Annotated in this window: 20 protein-coding genes; 14 read left to right on the top strand and 6 right to left on the bottom strand. The window is 72.0% G+C overall.

Translation table 11 applies throughout. The features are described from left to right. Nucleotides 1-322 (top strand): integrase core domain-containing protein (locus tag G408_RS13710; protein WP_037411647.1); only part of this gene is annotated, 322 nt, incomplete at its 5' end. A 232-nt stretch (nucleotides 323-554) separates the two neighbouring features. Here G408_RS13710 and hda read toward each other — a convergent pair. Genes hda through G408_RS13700 form a run of 3 tightly spaced genes read right to left on the bottom strand, consistent with a single transcriptional unit; the run spans nucleotide 555 to nucleotide 3551 of the window. Further along, nucleotides 555-1247, bottom strand: coding sequence for a DnaA regulatory inactivator Hda (hda, locus tag G408_RS0107560; RefSeq protein WP_028770607.1), 693 nt, complete (start codon nucleotides 1245-1247; stop codon nucleotides 555-557). Continuing rightward, nucleotides 1244-2401, bottom strand: a complete 1158-nt coding sequence (locus G408_RS13705; protein ID WP_037412747.1) for an AI-2E family transporter — start codon at nucleotides 2399-2401, stop codon at nucleotides 1244-1246. The genes hda and G408_RS13705 overlap by 4 nt, the downstream gene beginning before the upstream one ends. Nucleotides 2402-2420: 19 nt before the next feature. Further along, complete coding sequence (locus G408_RS13700; protein ID WP_084628127.1) at nucleotides 2421-3551, bottom strand: DUF2066 domain-containing protein; 1131 nt, start codon at nucleotides 3549-3551, stop codon at nucleotides 2421-2423. A gap of 168 nt (nucleotides 3552-3719) precedes the next feature. Here G408_RS13700 and purM point away from each other — a divergent pair, with 168 nt between their 5' ends. From purM to G408_RS14790, 3 genes are read left to right on the top strand one after another with little or no spacing between them, the layout of a single operon-like run. Beyond that, nucleotides 3720-4793, top strand: a complete 1074-nt coding sequence (purM, locus tag G408_RS0107545; RefSeq protein ID WP_028770606.1) for a phosphoribosylformylglycinamidine cyclo-ligase — start codon at nucleotides 3720-3722, stop codon at nucleotides 4791-4793. A 19-nt stretch (nucleotides 4794-4812) separates the two neighbouring features. Then, entirely contained in the window at nucleotides 4813-5478 is a 666-nt protein-coding gene (gene purN / locus G408_RS0107540; RefSeq protein WP_028770605.1) for a phosphoribosylglycinamide formyltransferase, read from the top strand. A 22-nt stretch (nucleotides 5479-5500) separates the two neighbouring features. Beyond that, nucleotides 5501-6211, top strand: a complete 711-nt coding sequence (locus tag G408_RS14790) for a DUF3108 domain-containing protein (protein WP_169719215.1) — start codon at nucleotides 5501-5503, stop codon at nucleotides 6209-6211. A gap of 43 nt (nucleotides 6212-6254) precedes the next feature. Here G408_RS14790 and G408_RS13690 read toward each other — a convergent pair whose 3' ends face one another. The 3 genes from G408_RS13690 to G408_RS0107520 are packed head-to-tail and all read right to left on the bottom strand — an operon-like array spanning nucleotide 6255 to nucleotide 8431. After that, on the bottom strand, nucleotides 6255-6929 hold the full coding sequence (locus G408_RS13690) for an exopolysaccharide biosynthesis protein (RefSeq protein WP_051282754.1): 675 nt from the start codon (nucleotides 6927-6929) through the stop codon (nucleotides 6255-6257). A 4-nt stretch (nucleotides 6930-6933) separates the two neighbouring features. Next, nucleotides 6934-8193: a UDP-N-acetylglucosamine 1-carboxyvinyltransferase gene (gene murA, locus G408_RS0107525; RefSeq protein WP_028770603.1), complete on the bottom strand. Its 1260-nt coding sequence runs from the start codon at nucleotides 8191-8193 to the stop codon at nucleotides 6934-6936. A 1-nt stretch (nucleotide 8194) separates the two neighbouring features. Further along, the gene (locus G408_RS0107520) at nucleotides 8195-8431 is read right to left on the bottom strand and encodes a BolA family protein (protein WP_028770602.1); all 237 of its coding nucleotides are present in this window, start codon (nucleotides 8429-8431) and stop codon (nucleotides 8195-8197) included. 72 nt (nucleotides 8432-8503) lie between these two features. On the opposite strand from G408_RS0107520, the gene G408_RS0107515 reads away from it, so the two are divergent. The 10 genes from G408_RS0107515 (at nucleotide 8504) to rapZ (ending at nucleotide 16004) form a co-directional block, all read left to right on the top strand. Next, nucleotides 8504-9502 (top strand): KpsF/GutQ family sugar-phosphate isomerase, encoded by a 999-nt coding sequence (locus tag G408_RS0107515; RefSeq protein WP_028770601.1) that lies wholly within the window; start codon nucleotides 8504-8506, stop codon nucleotides 9500-9502. A gap of 5 nt (nucleotides 9503-9507) precedes the next feature. Next, on the top strand, nucleotides 9508-10059 hold the full coding sequence (locus tag G408_RS0107510; protein ID WP_028770600.1) for a KdsC family phosphatase: 552 nt from the start codon (nucleotides 9508-9510) through the stop codon (nucleotides 10057-10059). Beyond that, the gene (lptC, locus tag G408_RS0107505) at nucleotides 10056-10646 is read left to right on the top strand and encodes an LPS export ABC transporter periplasmic protein LptC (RefSeq protein ID WP_028770599.1); all 591 of its coding nucleotides are present in this window, start codon (nucleotides 10056-10058) and stop codon (nucleotides 10644-10646) included. The genes G408_RS0107510 and lptC overlap by 4 nt, the downstream gene beginning before the upstream one ends. Then, entirely contained in the window at nucleotides 10585-11085 is a 501-nt protein-coding gene (gene lptA / locus G408_RS13685; protein WP_051282752.1) for a lipopolysaccharide transport periplasmic protein LptA, read from the top strand. The genes lptC and lptA overlap by 62 nt, the downstream gene beginning before the upstream one ends. Then, nucleotides 11085-11804: an LPS export ABC transporter ATP-binding protein gene (lptB, locus tag G408_RS0107495; RefSeq protein WP_028770598.1), complete on the top strand. Its 720-nt coding sequence runs from the start codon at nucleotides 11085-11087 to the stop codon at nucleotides 11802-11804. Before lptA ends, lptB begins: the two co-directional genes overlap by 1 nt. A 7-nt stretch (nucleotides 11805-11811) precedes the next feature. Beyond that, complete coding sequence (locus G408_RS0107490; RefSeq protein WP_028770597.1) at nucleotides 11812-13287, top strand: RNA polymerase factor sigma-54; 1476 nt, start codon at nucleotides 11812-11814, stop codon at nucleotides 13285-13287. A gap of 83 nt (nucleotides 13288-13370) precedes the next feature. Next, on the top strand, nucleotides 13371-13697 hold the full coding sequence (gene hpf / locus G408_RS0107485; RefSeq protein WP_028770596.1) for a ribosome hibernation-promoting factor, HPF/YfiA family: 327 nt from the start codon (nucleotides 13371-13373) through the stop codon (nucleotides 13695-13697). Between the two features lie 21 nt (nucleotides 13698-13718). Beyond that, nucleotides 13719-14189, top strand: coding sequence for a PTS sugar transporter subunit IIA (locus G408_RS0107480; protein WP_028770595.1), 471 nt, complete (start codon nucleotides 13719-13721; stop codon nucleotides 14187-14189). Nucleotides 14190-14202: 13 nt separating this feature from the next. Continuing rightward, nucleotides 14203-15150, top strand: a complete 948-nt coding sequence (hprK, locus tag G408_RS0107475) for an HPr(Ser) kinase/phosphatase (protein WP_037412757.1) — start codon at nucleotides 14203-14205, stop codon at nucleotides 15148-15150. Next, nucleotides 15147-16004, top strand: coding sequence for an RNase adapter RapZ (rapZ, locus tag G408_RS0107470; RefSeq protein ID WP_028770593.1), 858 nt, complete (start codon nucleotides 15147-15149; stop codon nucleotides 16002-16004). Before hprK ends, rapZ begins: the two co-directional genes overlap by 4 nt. The last annotated feature ends 4 nt before the right edge of the window (nucleotides 16005-16008 follow it).

Below are 16008 nucleotides of genomic sequence, written 5' to 3'. Positions count from 1 at the left end.
GTCGGACAATGGCCCCGAGTTCGTCAGCCATGCCATCCTGAAGTGGCTGCAGCAGGCGGGCATCGAGACCGCGCTGATCGATCCAGGCAAGCCTTGGCAGAATGGCACCGCCGAGAGCTTGAACGGGAAGTTCCGAGACGAGTGCCTCAGCATGGAATGGTTCCGGAACCGGGTCGAGGCCCGGGCGATCATCGAGACGTGGCGACGCCATTACAACGAGGATCGGCCACACTCGAGCCTCGGCTACCGGACACCCAAGCAGTTCAAGGACGAGTTCCAGAAGCAGCAACCCGCATCAACCCACCGAGCCGTCCTCAACTAATCGGTGGTCCGAAAAAAGCCGGCAGGTCATCATCACGGTTTCAGATGACTTTCGAGTCTTGGTTTCTACCCAGCTCCGGAATTCACCCAAGGACTCGATACTGAAGTCGGCGCTGGTGGACCTACACGAGAAGCCCATTGAGAAACCCGAGCGCTTCCTGCCGCGCGCCGATTTTTTGGCTCGCCACAGAACCGAGGTCTATGTCGGCTGAACATCGAACCTAACCGACTTCTCAGTCCCCCCCGTCCAGCACCCTCCGCACGAAAGGCACGGTGAGCCGGCGCTGCGCCGCCAGCGCGGCGCGGTCGAGGCGGTCGAGCAGGGCGGTGAGCGAGCGCAGGTCGCGCTCGACGCGACGGAACAGGTAGTCCAGCACGGCATCGTCCAGCTCCAGTCCGCGCCGGGCGGCACGCCGCCGCAGGGCCTCGCGGCGGCCGGCCTCGTCGAGCGGATCGAGCGAGACGCGCAGGGCCTGGCCGAGGCGCGAGCGCAGGTCGGGCAGGGGCCAGGCGGCATCGCCCGCCGGCAGGCGCGAGCCGTAGAGCAGGCTGCGGCCGGCATCGCGCAGGCGGTTGTGCAGGTGGAACATGGCCTCGGCATCGGCCGGGAAGGCGGTAAGCGCCTCGAGCCCGTCCACCGCCAGCAGGTCCACGGCCTCGAGGCCCGGCGCGAGTTCGCCCAGGGCGCCGGCGAAGGCCGGCAGCGGCAGGTAGCGGGCGCGGCGGCCCCGGGCCTCGGCCTCGCGGCAGGCCGCGAGCAGCAGATGGCTCTTGCCGCTGCCCTCGCCACCTTCGACGAAAAGCAGGGGCTCGCCCTCGCCGGCGGCAGCGGCGGCCACCGCCTGCACCGCCCAGTCATGGCCCACGAAGAGATCGAAGCGCTGGTCCGGCCCGATCGGCAGGGCGAGCGGGAGCTGCGCCTTCATGCCACGGGCGGTGCGGCATCGCCGCCGGGCGGCGCCGGCCGGGGGCCTGCCCCGCCCTGCTCCGGCGCGGGCGGCACGGCATCCACCGCCTCCTGGTAGAGCAGGCTTTCGCGGTAGCGGTCGTGGGCGTAGCGGGCGAGCACCCGGATCACTGCGGCCACCGGCAGGGCCAGCAGGATGCCGAGGAAGCCGAAGAGCTGCCCGCCCGCCATCACCGCGAAGATCACCGCCACCGGCGAGAGGCCGATGCGGTCGCCCACCAGCCAGGGGGTGAGCACGAAGCTTTCCACCAGCTGCCCGATACCGAAGACGCTGGCCACCAGCACGAGGTGGAACGGATCGCCGTGTTCGACCAGCGTGGCGATGAGCGCCATGCCGAGGCCGACTGCGGTGCCGAGGTAGGGCACGAAGCTCAGCAGCCCGGCCAGCATGCCGATCAGGAACCCGAGATCGAGGCCGGCAAGGCTCAGGCCCAGGCCATAGATCACCCCGAGTGCGAGCATCACGCTGAGCTGGCCGCGCAGGAAGCCGGAGAGCACGGCGTCGGATTCCTTCGCCAGCCGCACCACGGTGGGTTCCAGCGGGCGCGGCAGCAGGTCGTGCACGAAGCCGAGCATGTCGCGCCAATCGCGCATGAAGTAGAAAGTGACGAGCGGCACGAGCAGCAGGTTGGCGAGGAAGGCCATCAGCGCCATGCCCGACTTCGAGAGCCCGCCGATCACGTTCGCCGCCACGCCGCCGGCCTGGCTCCAGTGTTCCTTGAGCAGGCGGCCGAGCTCGGAGGGGTCGATGTAAGCCGAAAGCGGCAGGTCGAGGCGGGTCTCGAGCCAGGGCACCGCGGTGTCGGTGATCCAGCCGCCCAGCTTCGGTCCCCACTCCAGGGCGCGCAGCGCCTGGCGCTGCAGGGTGGGCACCAGCAACAGCAGCACCAGCACCACCGCCAGGCTCATCAGCAGGAACACCAGGAAGACCGCCGCGGTACGCGAGCGCCCGCGGCGCTCGATGGCCGAGACCAGCGGGTCGGCGAGCCAGGCGAGCAGCGCCGCCACGGCGAAGGGCGTGAGCACCGGGCCGAGGGCCCAGAGCAGGCCGCCCAGCAGCACGAAGCCCGCCAGCCAGAGCCAGGGGCGTAGCCAGAGCAGGGAGGGGGTCATCACGCGTGTCCTGCCGGGCTCAGCGTGGCACGCGGTAGCGGGCGATGGGCCGGCCTTCGGCATCCTCGCCCGGCGCCGCCACCTCGAGCCGCCGCCCGGCGGCCAGCAGGGCCTCGAAGCGGGCACGGTCCACCGCAAGATCGAGGCGCAGGCGCAGGCGGTCGCCCTCGGCCTCCTGCACCTCGAAGCCGCGCAGCACCGGCAGGGTCTGCAGATAGCCCGCCACGCCCAGCCAGTCCTCGGCCGAACGCAGGCCCAGCAGTTCGGCCTCCAGCACCTCGGGTTGGCCGGCCGGGATGCGGATGGCCTGGCGGGCCGCCAGCACGTCGGCGGCCGGATCGGCGCCGGAGGCGATGGCCCGCTGCGGCTGCGGATCGACGAGGTTCCAGCGGCGCAGTTCCCTGCCCTCCTCGGCCAGCAGCCACTCGGCGGCCCAGCCGCCCTCCGGCGCACGCGCGATCTTGCCGAGGAGCTGCACGCGGGCGCCGTAGCGGCCGCCGAGCACCGCGAGCGCGGCGGCATCGAGCTTCCAGAGACTGGACACCGCGGCCTGCTCCACCGCCGTGCCGGCCGGCAGCGAGAGGCGCAGGCCACGCTCGAGGCCGCGCTGGGCCAGGGGGCGCACCACGTTCAGCTGCTGGGCCGAGACGAGCCGCGGGCCGGCCCCGCTGCCATCGTCGATGGCCAGCCACAGCAGGGGCTTCGGGCGCTCGCCCGTCCACAGCGGCAGGCCGGCGGCCACGGCCAGGGCATCGACGGCATCGGGCTCGAAGCTGGCCGCCAGCAGCAGGCGCCGCACCGGCACGCCACCGGCCAGTTCCTCGGTCTCGCGGTACTCGCTGGCCAGCAGCAGGCTCTCGGCGCTGCGCAGGGCGCGGGCCACCACCGGATGGCTTCCCGCCTCGGGCTGGCCGGTCACCCGTACCATCACCTGGGCGAGTGCGCGACCGAGGGCGGCGCTGCGCTCGCGCGCCTCCTGCGAGGTGACCGGCACCTCGGCGGTGTACCAGGCCTCCTCGCGGGCCGAGGCCGGCGCCGCCGCGGCCCCGGTCTCGCCCGCGGCGCCCTGGGCCGGCACGGCGGCGGGAAGCAGGAGGCCGGCGACTCCGAGAAGGAGCGCGGCAAGGCAGGACATCGGGGACGGAGCCATGCGGGAAGCGGCAAAGGCGGGGCGGGCCGTCCATGGTGCCGCAGCCCGGGCGCGAGCGTCCAACGCCGGCGAAGGCGGACGGACCGAGGTTCGGGCCGCGAAGGCCGGCCGGCATGCCGCGGCTGCTAGACTGTGCGCTTCGCCTGACGCCCCGAAGGCCGCCCGCCCGTGAGCACGCCCACGCCCCTGACCTACCGCGACGCCGGGGTCGACATCGACGCCGGCAATGCCCTCGTCGAACGCATCAAGCCCCTCGTCAAGCGCAGCTTCCGCCCCGAGGTGATGGGCGGCCTCGGCGGCTTTGGCGCCCTGTTCGACCTTTCGGGCAAGTACAAGGAGCCGGTGCTGGTCTCCGGCACCGACGGCGTGGGCACCAAGCTGAAGCTGGCCCAGCAGCTCGGCCGCCACGACAGCATCGGCATCGACCTCGTGGCCATGTGCGTGAACGACGTACTGGTGCAGGGCGCCGAGCCGCTGTTCTTCCTCGACTACTTCGCCACCGGCAGGCTGGACGTGGACACCGCGGCCGCGGTGATCGGCGGTATTGCCAGAGGCTGCGAGGAATCCGGCTGCGCCCTGATCGGCGGCGAGACCGCCGAGATGCCCGACATGTATGCCCCGGGCGAGTACGACCTCGCCGGCTTCTGCGTGGCGGCGGTGGAGAAGAGCGAGCTGCGCGACGGCAGCCGGGTGCGCGAGGGCGATGTGCTGCTCGGCCTGCCCTCCTCCGGCCCGCACAGCAACGGCTACTCACTGATCCGCAAGGTACTGGCCCGTGCCGGCTTCGACGCCGCCAGGGGCGGCTTCGACGTGCAGGTGGGCGGCGTGCTGCTGCTCGATGCGCTGATGGCGCCCACCCGGCTCTACGTGAAGCCCATCCTCTCGCTGCTGCGGGCCTTCCCGGGGGCCGGCTCGCCCATCCACGGCATGGCCCACATCACCGGCGGCGGCCTCACCGAAAACATCATCCGCGTGGTGCCGGAGGGGCTCGGCCTCGAGATCGAGGCCAGCGCGATCCCTCTTCCGCCGGTCTTCGACTGGCTGCAGCGCGAAGGCGCCATCGCCGATGCCGAGATGTGGCGCACCTTCAACTGTGGCATCGGCTTCGTGCTGCTGGTGCCGGAGGAGGGCGTGGCCGCCCTTGCGCCGACACTCACCAGCGCCGGCCTCGCCCCGCGCCCGATCGGCCGCGTGGTGAAGAATGCCGGCGCCTCGGTGCACGAGCGCGTGCGCATCGGCTGAAGCTCTGGCAGGCCACCCCATGGGCAGGCGGATCGCGGTGCTGGCCTCGGGCCGTGGCAGCAATCTCGGCGCCCTGCTCGACGCCTGTGGCGATGGCCGCATCGATGGGCGCGTGGTCGGGCTGTTTTCTGACAAGCCCGCCAGCGGCGCCGTCGAGCGAGCCCGCGAGGCGGGCGTTCACGCCTGGGCGATGAAGCCGAACGGCTTCGCAACGCGCGAGGCCTTCGATGCGGCGATGTTCGATGCCATCGCCGCGGTTCAGCCCGATCTCATCGTCTGTGCGGGATACATGCGCATCATCGGCCAGGCGGCCATCGCCCGATTCCCGAACCGCATGCTCAACATCCACCCCTCGCTGCTGCCGCGCCACCCGGGCCTGCACACGCATGCGCGGGCGCTGGCCGCGGGTGATGCGGAACACGGCGCCAGCGTGCACGTGGTGATCCCCGAGCTGGATGCCGGCCCGGTGCTGGCGCAGGCGCGCGTGCCCGTTCTCGCGGGCGACACGCCGGAGACGCTCGCTGCCCGCGTGCTGGCCCGCGAACATCCGCTGCTGGTGGCAACCGTGGCCGCCTGGTGCGGCGGCGAGCTCGGCTGCGAGGGCGGCATCCCGCGCTGGCACGGCGCAGCGCTGGCCGCGCCCCTGCAGCTGGATGGCGAAGGCCGACTGCGGCCCGCCGCCTGAATCCGACGACGAAGAAGCCCGCATGCCTCCCGTGCTCCGTACCGCCACCCTGCTCGTCCTGGCCGCGCTGCCCACGCTCGCCGGGGCGGCCGCGCTGAATCCCTTCACCGGCACCTATGAGGTGCGCCGCAATGGCGAGCTCGTGGGCGAGGCCACCCTGCGCCTGGTGCCCGAGGGCAGCCTCTGGCGCTTCAGCAGCGAGACCCGAGGCACCCAGGGCATGGCCCGCACGCTCGGCCTGCGGGTGGACGAAAGCAGCCTGTTCCGCCTGCACGAGGGCAGGCCGGAAACCCGGGAATACCGCTACCGCCAGCGCACCAGCTTCAACAGCCGGGAACGCGCCGCCAGCGTGGACCCCGGCGCCGGGCGCATCGTCTTCGACAACCGCGGTACCCGCCAGGAACAGGCCTACGTGCCGGGCGTGCTCGACCGCCAGCTCGTCACCCTTGCCCTGATGCAGGCGGTGGCCGCCGGCCGCCGCGGCGAGCAGGTGTTCCAGGTGGCCGGCCGCAACGCGGTCGAGGCCCAGACCTGGCGGATCGGCGGGGTGGAACGCGTGCCGCTCGGCACGGCGGCGGAGGAAGGCATCCGCGTGGAGCGCCTGCGCGAGCCGGGGGATGGCAAGAAGACCTTGCTCTGGCTCGACCGCGACCAGGGCCATCTGCCGCTACGCATCGAGCAGACCGACGAGGACGGCGAGCGGGTGGAGATGCGCCTGCTGCGCCGCGGCTGAAGGCCGCGCTGCCCGTGGCCGCGCCTTCCGGCGTGGCGGGGCCTCAGCCGGCGAGGCCGCGCCAGCCCAGCTCGACCAGCCACGAGAGCTGCGGCCAGGCCTCGAAGAGCAGCCAGGCCTTCTTCGCCATCGCGAGGAAGACCTCGTAGAGTGCGATGAAGTAGCCCAGCGTCACCAGCAGCCAGAACACGGCCAGCAAGAACATCAGGCCGTCGTCGGCCATCAGCGCCAGCGCCGCGCAGACGATGGCCAGGGCCGGCAGCAGGTTGTTGAGCGGAATGCCGCCGAGCGGGATGGCGAGCAGCAGGGCGGCGGCGATGACGAGGCTGCCGGCGATGCGATGGCCGCGCCGGCCTTCGGTCCAGTGGCCGAGCCGCGGGCGCACCACCCTGCCCGCCCAGCCCAGCACCTTGCGCGCCGCCGCCGCCACCTGCGCCCACTGCCGGGCCTCAAGCCGGGCCTCGCCGACCGACTTCGGCAGCCAGGGGCGGGCATCCCCCCGGGCGAGCTGCCAGCCGATACCCGCCATGGCAAGACCGCCGATGGTGCCGAGCGGCCCCAGCGAGATCGGCTGCAGGAAGGGCAGGCTGAGCACCAGCAGGGTAAAGGCGAAGGCCGAGGTGCCGCCCCCGTCCAGCACCTCGCCGATGCGCGGCGGCTCCGGGGCGGCGGCGGCAGCGTCGAGGGCCGCGAGGATGTCCTCGCCGATGCGCTGCATGCGCTCAGCCCGGCAGGCGGCGGATGCGGGCCCCGAGCGCACCGAGCTTCTCCTCGATGTTCTCGTAGCCGCGGTCGATGTGGTAGACGCGGTCTACCGTGGTCTCGCCCTCGGCCACCAGGCCGGCGAGCACCAGCGAGGCCGAGGCACGCAGGTCGGTGGCCATGATCGGTGCGCCGGTCATGCGCTCCACGCCGCGGATGATCGCGGTATTGCCCTCGATGCGCACGTCGGCGCCGAGCCGGGTCAGCTCGTTCAGGTGCATGAAGCGGTTCTCGAAGATCGTCTCGGTGATCACGCCCACGCCCTCGGCGATGGTGTTCATCGCCGCGAACTGCGCCTGCATGTCGGTGGGGAAGGCCGGATAGGGCGCGGTGGTGAGGCTCACTGCCTTCGGCCGGCGGCCGCGCATGTCCACTTCGATGGTGTCGGGCCCGGTGTTGACGTGGGCGCCGGCCTCCTCGAGCTTGGCGAGCACCGCGTCCATGATGTCGGCGCGGGTCTTCTTCGCCAGCACCCGGCCGCCGGTCATCGCGCCGGCCACGAGGAAGGTGCCGGTCTCGATGCGGTCGGGCAGCACGTCGTAGCGGCCGCCGTGCAGGCGGTCGACGCCATGGATGGTGATCTTGTTGCTGCCCGCCCCTTCGATGCGCGCGCCCATGGCATTGAGGCAGTGCGCGAGGTCGACGACCTCCGGCTCCTGCGCGCAGTTCTCCAGCACCGTGGTGCCTTCGGCCAGGGTGGCGGCCATCATCACGTTCTCGGTGCCGGTGACGGTGACCATGTCGAAGACGAAGCGGGCGCCCTTGAGGCGCCTGGCCGTGGCCTTGATGAAGCCGCCCTCCACCAGCACCTCGGCGCCCAGCGCCTGCAGGCCGCGGATGTGCTGGTCCACCGGCCGCGAGCCGATGGCGCAGCCGCCGGGCAGGGCCACCTGGGCATGGCCGAAGCGGGCCACCAGGGGGCCCAGCACCAGGATCGAGGCGCGCATGGTCTTCACCAGCTCGTAGGGCGCCACGGTGTTCGAGACCTGCCTGGGATCGGCGGTGATGGTGAGCTTCTCGTCGACGATCAGCTGCACCCCCATCTCGCCGAGCAGCTCCATGGTGGTGGTGACGTCGTGCAGATGCGGCACGTTGCCGACCTCCACCGGGCTGTCGGCCAGCAGGGTGGCGCAGAGGATGGGCAGCACGGCGTTCTTGGCGCCGGAGATCTGCACCTCTCCGTTCAGCGGCTCGCCGCCGGCGATCACGATCTTTGCCATCTCAGCTCCGGGCGGCTTCGTCGGGGGTCAGGGTGCGCAGGGCGAGGGCGTGGATCTCGCCCCCCATGCGCTCGCCGAGCGTGGCGTAGACCATGCGGTGGCGGGCGATCGGCGGCTTGCCGGCGAAGGCGGGGCTGATGACGGTGGCTTCGAAATGGACGCCATCGGCCCCCTCGACCTGGACCTCGGCGCCGGGCAGGCCAGCCATGATGAGCTGGCGCACGAACTCTGCATTCATGTGGGAGGCAAGGAGGGCCGCGGGCCCTGCCGTAGACTTAACAAGGCTTTCCATTCTACCCCGAGGGGTTCCATGAGCGCCCGAACGGCCGCCAACACCGCCACGCCTCCCAATGCCGTTGCCGCCGGGCAGCGGGTGGTGCGCCAGGAGGCCGAGGCCCTGCTGGCCCTCGCCGACCGCCTCGGCCCCGCCTTCGACGAGGCCTGTACGCGGATCCTCGCCTGCCGCGGCCGGGTGGTGTGCACCGGCATGGGCAAGAGCGGGCACATCGCCCGCAAGATCGCCGCCACCCTCGCCTCCACCGGCACCCCGGCCTTCTTCATGCACCCCGGCGAAGCCAGCCACGGCGACCTCGGGATGGTGACCGGGCAGGACGTGGTGCTGGCCCTGTCCTACTCCGGCGAGAGCGACGAGCTGCTGATGATCGCCCCGGCGCTCAAGCGCCTCGGCGTGCCGCTGCTCGCCATGACCGGACGGCCCGGCTCTTCGCTCGCCCGGCTGGCCGACGTTCACCTCGATGTCTCGGTGCCGGCCGAGGCCTGCCCGCACAATCTCGCCCCCACCACCAGCACCACGGCCTCCCTCGCGCTCGGCGATGCGCTGGCGGTGGCAGTGCTGGAAGCCCGCGGCTTCACCGCCGAGGACTTCGCCCGCTCGCATCCGGCCGGGGCGCTGGGCCGCCGCCTGCTGCTCACCATCCGCGACGTGATGCACGCCGGCGAGGCGGTTCCGCGCGTGCGCCCCGACGCCCCCATCGCCCAGGCCCTGGTGGTGATGAGCCGGGGCAAGCTCGGCATGACCGCCGTGGTGGAGGAGGGCGACCGCCTGGTCGGCGTGTTCACCGACGGCGACCTGCGCCGCGCCCTCGACGATCCCGGTCTCGACGTGCGCCGCGACCCGGTCTCGAAGGTGATGGGGCGCTCGCCCAAGACCATCGCCCCCGGCGAACTCGCCAGCGCCGCCGTGCACGCCATGGAGGCACACAAGATCAATGCCCTGGTGGTGGTGGAGGACGGCCGGGTGGTCGGGGCGCTCAACTTCATCGATCTACTTCGCGCCCGGGTGGTCTGAAGGCCATGGCCCACGTCCCGTTCCCTGACCTCCCCGCCGACCTCCGCGAGCGTGCCGCACGCATCCGGCTGGCCTGCTTCGATGTCGATGGCACGCTCACCGACGGCCGGCTCTGGCTGGATGCCGAGGGCCGCGAGCTGAAGGCCTTCCACATCCAGGACGGCATGGGCCTGCGCCTGCTGGAAGAGCATGGCGTGCGGGTAGCCCTGGTCACCGCCCGAGAGAGCGCCGTGGTCGCGGCCCGCGGCCGCGAGCTGCGGCTCTCCGAAGTGCACGTGGGTATCCGCGACAAGCGCGCCCTGCTCGAACAGCTCTGCTCGAAGCACGGGCACACCCCGGCCGAGGCGGCAATGATGGGCGACGATCTCGTCGACCTCGGGGCGCTCTCCATCGCCGGCCTTGCCGTGGCCCCGGCCAATGCCCACCCCTGGGTGAAGGCCCGCGTGCACTGGCATACCCGGACCGCAGGAGGCGAAGGCGCCGCCCGCGAGCTCTGCGATCTCATCCTCACCGCCCAGGGCAAGGCCGAGGCGGTGCTGGCGGGCTTCCTGCAATGAACCGCACCGGCCTTGGCCTGTTCCTGTTCGCCGGCGCCCTTGGCACCGGCCTGATGCTGTGGTGGCTGCGCGAGCCGCCCCCGCCGCCGGCGGAGGGTGCCCGCGCCGACTACCGGCTGGAGAACTACGAGATGACCGCGCTGCGCGAGGACGGCAGCGAGGGCTTCACCGTCACCGGGCCGCTGCTCGAGCGCGACACCGAGGCCGAGGTCACCACACTCACCGAGCCGCGCTTCAGCTTCCCCTCGAAGACCCCGGGCGAGCGCTGGAATGCCCGTTCCGGCCGTGCCTGGGTGGGGCCGAAGAACGAGGAAGTGCATCTGCTCGGCGGCGTGGAGATGCTGGGCCCGGCCAATGGCGGCCAGCCGCTGCGCTTCAGCACCGAAGAACTCACCGTCTACCCGGAGGCCGAGAAGGCCCGCACCGCCGCCGCGGTGACCGTCACCCAGGGCCGCTCTATACTGCGGGCGACCGGCCTCGAAGTGGACATGCAGGCCCAACGCTACGAGCTCCTCGCCGATGTCGATGCGATCTTCCATCCTGATCCTGCTCGCAACCGCCGCGCTGGCGCTGCCGCACGCCCTTGAGGCGCGCAAGAGCGACCGCGAGCAGCCGATGGCGGTGCGCTCCGACCGCCAGGTGGGCGGCATGGGCGACGATGACAGCATCGTGCTCTCGGGCAATGTCGTGATCGAGCAGGGCTCGCTCAAGGTGGATGCCGCCCGCGCCACGGTGGAACGCCGTGACGGCGCGGTGGTGCGCGTGCTGCTGGAAGGCGCCCCGGTGCGGATCCGCCAGCTCGACGAACGCGGCGAGCCGATCGATGCCTCGGCGAGCCGCGTGAGCTACGCCCCGGACGACGAGATCATGGTGCTCTCCGGCAGCGCCCGGGTGGTCCAGAAGCGCGGCGAACTCACCGCCGAGACCATCCGCTACAACCTCGACACCGGGCAGGTCGACAGCGGCGGCGACGGCAACCGGGTGCAGATGATCATCCAGCCGAAAGCCCGCGCGGCCGCGAACTGATGCTGGCCGCCCAGGGACTCAGCAAGCGCTACCGGAAGCGCGAGGTCGTCAAGGACTTCGGCTTCGAGCTGGCGCCCGGCGAGGTGGTCGGCCTGCTCGGCCCGAATGGCGCCGGCAAGACCACCTGCTTTTACATGGTGGTGGGCCTGGTGCCGAGCGACGGCGGACGCATCCTGCTCGACGGCGAGGACATCGCCGCCCTGCCCATGCACCTCCGGGCACGCCGCGGCATCGGCTACCTGCCGCAGGAAGCCAGCGTGTTCCGCAGCCTCTCCGCCGCCGACAACGTGCGTGCCGCGCTCGAGCTGCGCCCCGACCTCTCCCCGGAGCAGCGCGAGGCCGAGCTTGGCAAGCTCCTCGACGAACTGCACATCAGCCACGTGGCCGAACAGCCGGGCGAGAGCCTCTCCGGCGGCGAGCGGCGGCGCATCGAGATCGCCCGCGCGCTGGCCGCCAACCCGCGTTTCATGCTGCTCGACGAGCCCTTCGCCGGCGTCGATCCGATCTCGGTGGGCGAGATCCAAGGCATCATCCGCCACCTCAAGCAGCGTGGCATCGGCGTGCTCATCACCGACCACAATGTGCGCGAGACGCTCGGCATCTGCGACCGCGCTTACATCCTCAATGCCGGCACCGTGCTGGCGCAAGGATCGCCCAACGACGTGCTGATGAACGCCGAGGTCCGCCGGGTCTACCTCGGCTCCAGCTTCAGCCTCTGAGGCGGTGATGAAGCCCGCGCTGCAGGCCAAGCTCGGCACGGCGCTGGCCCTGACCCCGCAGCTGCGGCAGGCCATCCGCCTCCTGCAGCTCTCGCAGGTGGAACTGGAGGCCGAGCTGCAGGCCGCGGTGGAAGCGAACCCGCTGCTGGAACGGGTGGAGCCCGGCGGGGAGGAGGACGGCGCGGAGCCGGCCGACGGCGAGGGGGCGGACGAACGCGGGCCGGAGGCGGCAGACACGGCCTTCGAGGGCGAGGCGGATGCGGCGGCGGAGGGCGACGGCGAGCCCGATCCGCTGGAGGTCCTGGACGAGAACTGGTCGCTGGGCAGCGAAGACCTCGGCCCGCGGATGCCCGAGGAGGAAGACGGGCGCGAGCCCGCCGGTAGCGAGCCCGGCCTGCGGGCGCATCTGCTCTGGCAGCTGCGCATGGCCCTGCATTCGCCACGCGACCTCGCCATCGGCGAGGCCATCATCGACGCTCTCGACGAGGACGGCTATCTGCGCGAGCCGCTGGAGGCCCTGGCCGCGGCCACCGGCCTTTCGCCACCGCCCGATGCCGGAGAGCTGCGCGCCGTGCTGCATCACGTCCAGCAGCTCGATCCCCCCGGCTGCGGCGCCCGCGACCTCGGCGAATGCCTGCGCCTGCAGCTCGCCCTGCTCGATCCGGCCACGCCGGGCCTGGCGCTCGCCCGGCGGCTGGCCGAAGACCACCTCGAGGCGCTTGCCCGCCTGCCTCCGGAACGCCTGGCCGAACGGCTCGGCGAACCCGTCGAGGCCGTGGCCAGCGCCAGCGCCCTGCTGCGCCGCCTCGACCCCCGTCCCGGCGCCCGCCATGCCGGGGTCATGCCGGAATACGTGCAGCCCGACGCCATGGTGCTGCGCCAGCACGGGGTATGGCGGGTGCGGATGCTGCACGGCCCCGGCCTGCGCATCGCCCGCCACTACGAGCGGCTGATCGGCCGCTGCCGGCAGGAGGACGATGCCTGGCTGCGCGGCCAGCTGCAGGAGGCGCGCTGGCTGATCCGCGCCCTCGAGAACCGCAGCGACACCCTGCGGCGGGTGGCCGAGGCCATCGTCCGCGCCCAGAGCGGCTTTCTCGACCACGGCCCCGAGGCCATGCGCCCGCTCACCCTGCGCGACATCGCCGAGGAGCTCGGCCTGCACGAATCGACCATCTCCCGCGCCACCACCCGCAAGTACCTGCGCACCCCCCGCGGCACCTTCGAATTCAAGCACTTCTTCGGCGCCGGGCTGGCCACCGAGCATGGCGGCGCGGCCTCGGCGCTGGCGGTGCAGGCCCTGATCCGCCGCCTGATCGCCGCCGAGCCTCCCGGCAAACCCCTGTCCGATCAGGCACTTGCCGAGCAGCTCAGGGCCCAGGGCATCCAGGTGGCGCGGCGCACGGTGGCGAAATACCGGGAAGCCCTCGGCATCCCCCCCTCCTCGGAGCGGGGCGGGCGTGAAGGCCGGCCTGCGGAAATTTGACCGGTGTCCCCTTCGCCCTCTCCCCCGAGGGGCGTATGCTGGCAGCCGCGACGCTTTCGTCCCGCAGCAAGGAGTACGCGCCCATGCGCCTTGAAGTGAGCGGCCACCAGATCGAGGTGACCCCGGCCCTGAAGGACTTCGTCACCAGCAAGCTGGAGCGCATCGCCCGCCATTTCGACCACCACCTCGACGTCCGCGTGCTGCTCGGCGTGGACAGGCTGCAGCACCGGGCCGAGGCCACCCTCGCCCCGCGCGGCAAGGCCTTCCACGCCGAGGCCGAGGCCGCCGACATGTACGCGGCCATCGATCTTCTGGTGGACAAGCTGGACCGCATCGTGCTCAAGGAAAAGGAGCGCATGACCGACCATCACCGCGGCGAATCCGCCGCCCGCAACGGCAGCTTCGGCTGATTTCCGGCCCCTCGCGACCCCATGCACCTCCTCGACCTCCTGGCGCCCGCGCGCATCGCCGCGAGTGCCCGGCTTTCCAGCAAGAAACGCCTCCTGGAACACCTGGCGCACCTGCTCGCCGAAGGCGATGCCGGGCGCGAGGCCGCGCTCTACGACAGCCTCTGCCAGCGCGAGCGCCTCGGCAGCACCGGGCTCGGCCATGGCGTGGCCATCCCGCACGGCCGCAGCCCCGCGCTCAGCGTGGCCACCGGCGCCTTCGTGCGCCTGGCCGAGCCGGTGGAGTTCGGCGCCAGCGACGGCGAGCCGGTGGACCTGGTGTTCGCGCTGGCGGTGCCCGAGCACTTCACCCAGCAGCACCTGGTGCTGCTGGCCCAGCTCGCCGAGATGTTCGCCGACGAGGCCTTCCGCGCCCGCCTGCGCGCCGGGGCCGATGCCGAGGCCCTGTACCGCCTGGTGGCCGACTGGCGCCCGGGCCACTCCGCCGCTGCCTGAGCCGCGCGCCGTGCTGCCGCGCCGCATCACCGCCCGCGAGCTCTTCGAACAGCAGCGCGACCGCCTCGGCCTGCGCTGGCTCTCCGGGCAGGAGGGCGGCGAGCGGGCCATCGAGGCCGACGAGCACCGCACCCGCCGCCCCTCGCTCGCCGGCTACCTCAACGTCATCCACCCCAACAAGGTGCAGATCCTCGGCCGCGAGGAGCTGCAGTGGCTCGACTCGCTGGATGCCCGCCAGCGCTGGGAGACCCTGCAGAAGATCGTCGACTTCCGGCCGATCGCGCTCGTCATCACCCGCGACCAGGGCTGCCCTGCCGACCTGCGCGAAGTGGCGCAGGAGTCGGCCACGCCGCTGTGGGTGAGCGCCCAGCCCGGCCACGAGCTGCTCTCGCAGCTGCAGTACGTGCTGGCACGCTCGCTGGCGCCGCGCATCACCCTGCACGGCGTGTTCATGGAGATCTATTCCATCGGCGTGCTGATCACCGGCGAATCCGGCCTCGGCAAGAGCGAACTGGCGCTGGAGCTGATCAGCCGCGGCCACCGCCTGGTCGCCGACGATGCCCCGGAGTTCACCCAGATCGCGCCGGACGTGCTCGACGGCACCTGCCCGGAACTGCTGCAGGACCTGCTGGAAGTGCGCGGCCTCGGCATCATGAACATCCGCCAGATGTTCGGCGACACGGCGGTGAAGCGGAACAAGTACCTGCGGCTGATCGTGCACCTGGTGCGCGCCGGCGACACCGACCTCGAGGGCATGGCGAGGCTCACCGGCGAGACCGCCGCCCGGCCGGTGCTGGGCCTCGACGTGCCGGTGTTCAACCTGCCGGTGGCGGCCGGCCGCAACCTCGCCGTGCTCACCGAGGCCGCCGCCCGCCTGCACATCCTGCGCGCCAAGGGCGATGATCCGGCCGCCGCCTTCCTCGCCCGCCACTCCGCCCTGCTCGACAAGTCCGCGCCATGAGCCGCTCCCTCACCGTGGTCTCGGGGCTCTCCGGCTCCGGCAAGACCGTCGCCCTCCGGACCCTCGAGGACCTCGGCTACTACTGCGTCGACAACCTGCCCGTCGACCTGCTGCCGGCCTTCGTCGACAGCGTGGGCGGCGAGGCATACCAGAAGCTGGCGGTGGGCATCGACGTGCGCAACCACCATGCCGACCTCGGCAACATCGGCGAATGGCTGGCGGCGGTGGGCGCGCGCGGCTACCAGCACCGGCTGCTGTTCTTCGACACCGCCGACGAGGCCCTGATCAAGCGCTACTCCGATACCCGGCGCCGGCATCCGCTCTCGCAGCTCGGCCTCGCCCTGCCGGATGCCATCGCGCTCGAGCGCCAGGTGCTGCGCCCGGTGAAGGCTCTCGCCGACCACGTGCTCGACACCACCACCCTCAACGTGCACCAGCTGCGCAAGCGGGTGCTCACCGAGCTGGAGGCGGTGAACCGTCCCGGCCTCACCCTGCTGTTCGAGAGCTTCGCCTACAAGCGCGGCCTGCCGGTGGATGCCGACTTCGTCTTCGACACCCGCTGCCTGCCCAATCCGCACTGGGACCCGGCCCTGCGCCCACTCACCGGCCGCGACGCCGCGATCCAGCAGTACTTCGCCGGGCAGGCCGAAGCCCGGGCCTACCTCGAACAGGTGCGGGCCTTCGTCGCTGCCTGGCTGCCGCGCTTCGAATCGGAATCGCGCAGCTACCTGTCGATCGCCTTCGGCTGCACCGGGGGGCGGCACCGCTCGGTCTACCTCGCCGAGAGCCTGGCCGCCTGGTTCCGCGAGCAGGGGCGCGAGGACGCGCTCACCTACCACCGCGAACTGGAATAGACCT

The organism is Silanimonas lenta DSM 16282 (assembly GCF_000429065.1).
Taxonomy (GTDB): Bacteria; Pseudomonadota; Gammaproteobacteria; order Xanthomonadales; family Xanthomonadaceae; genus Silanimonas; species Silanimonas lenta.
The sequence above is the reverse complement of the archived record's forward strand: the minus strand, read 5'-3'. Positions and strand labels throughout refer to the sequence as shown.

What these genes read in the sequence shown, in the direction of transcription:
- hpf (WP_028770596.1), top strand. Translation starts at nt 13,371, where the DNA reads ATGCGCCTTGAAGTGAGCGGCCACCAGATCGAGGTGACCCCGGCCCTG.
- purN (WP_028770605.1), top strand. Translation starts at nt 4,813, where the DNA reads ATGGGCAGGCGGATCGCGGTGCTGGCCTCGGGCCGTGGCAGCAATCTC.
- G408_RS13690 (WP_051282754.1), bottom strand. Translation starts at nt 6,929, where the DNA reads ATGCAGCGCATCGGCGAGGACATCCTCGCGGCCCTCGACGCTGCCGCC.
- G408_RS0107510 (WP_028770600.1), top strand. Translation starts at nt 9,508, where the DNA reads ATGGCCCACGTCCCGTTCCCTGACCTCCCCGCCGACCTCCGCGAGCGT.
- rapZ (WP_028770593.1), top strand. Translation starts at nt 15,147, where the DNA reads ATGAGCCGCTCCCTCACCGTGGTCTCGGGGCTCTCCGGCTCCGGCAAG.
- lptA (WP_051282752.1), top strand. Translation starts at nt 10,585, where the DNA reads ATGCGATCTTCCATCCTGATCCTGCTCGCAACCGCCGCGCTGGCGCTG.
- G408_RS0107480 (WP_028770595.1), top strand. Translation starts at nt 13,719, where the DNA reads ATGCACCTCCTCGACCTCCTGGCGCCCGCGCGCATCGCCGCGAGTGCC.
- G408_RS0107520 (WP_028770602.1), bottom strand. Translation starts at nt 8,431, where the DNA reads ATGAATGCAGAGTTCGTGCGCCAGCTCATCATGGCTGGCCTGCCCGGC.
- lptC (WP_028770599.1), top strand. Translation starts at nt 10,056, where the DNA reads ATGAACCGCACCGGCCTTGGCCTGTTCCTGTTCGCCGGCGCCCTTGGC.
- G408_RS13705 (WP_037412747.1), bottom strand. Translation starts at nt 2,401, where the DNA reads ATGACCCCCTCCCTGCTCTGGCTACGCCCCTGGCTCTGGCTGGCGGGC.
- G408_RS0107490 (WP_028770597.1), top strand. Translation starts at nt 11,812, where the DNA reads ATGAAGCCCGCGCTGCAGGCCAAGCTCGGCACGGCGCTGGCCCTGACC.
- murA (WP_028770603.1), bottom strand. Translation starts at nt 8,193, where the DNA reads ATGGCAAAGATCGTGATCGCCGGCGGCGAGCCGCTGAACGGAGAGGTG.
- lptB (WP_028770598.1), top strand. Translation starts at nt 11,085, where the DNA reads ATGCTGGCCGCCCAGGGACTCAGCAAGCGCTACCGGAAGCGCGAGGTC.
- G408_RS14790 (WP_169719215.1), top strand. Translation starts at nt 5,501, where the DNA reads ATGCCTCCCGTGCTCCGTACCGCCACCCTGCTCGTCCTGGCCGCGCTG.
- hda (WP_028770607.1), bottom strand. Translation starts at nt 1,247, where the DNA reads ATGAAGGCGCAGCTCCCGCTCGCCCTGCCGATCGGGCCGGACCAGCGC.
- G408_RS13700 (WP_084628127.1), bottom strand. Translation starts at nt 3,551, where the DNA reads ATGGCTCCGTCCCCGATGTCCTGCCTTGCCGCGCTCCTTCTCGGAGTC.
- G408_RS0107515 (WP_028770601.1), top strand. Translation starts at nt 8,504, where the DNA reads ATGAGCGCCCGAACGGCCGCCAACACCGCCACGCCTCCCAATGCCGTT.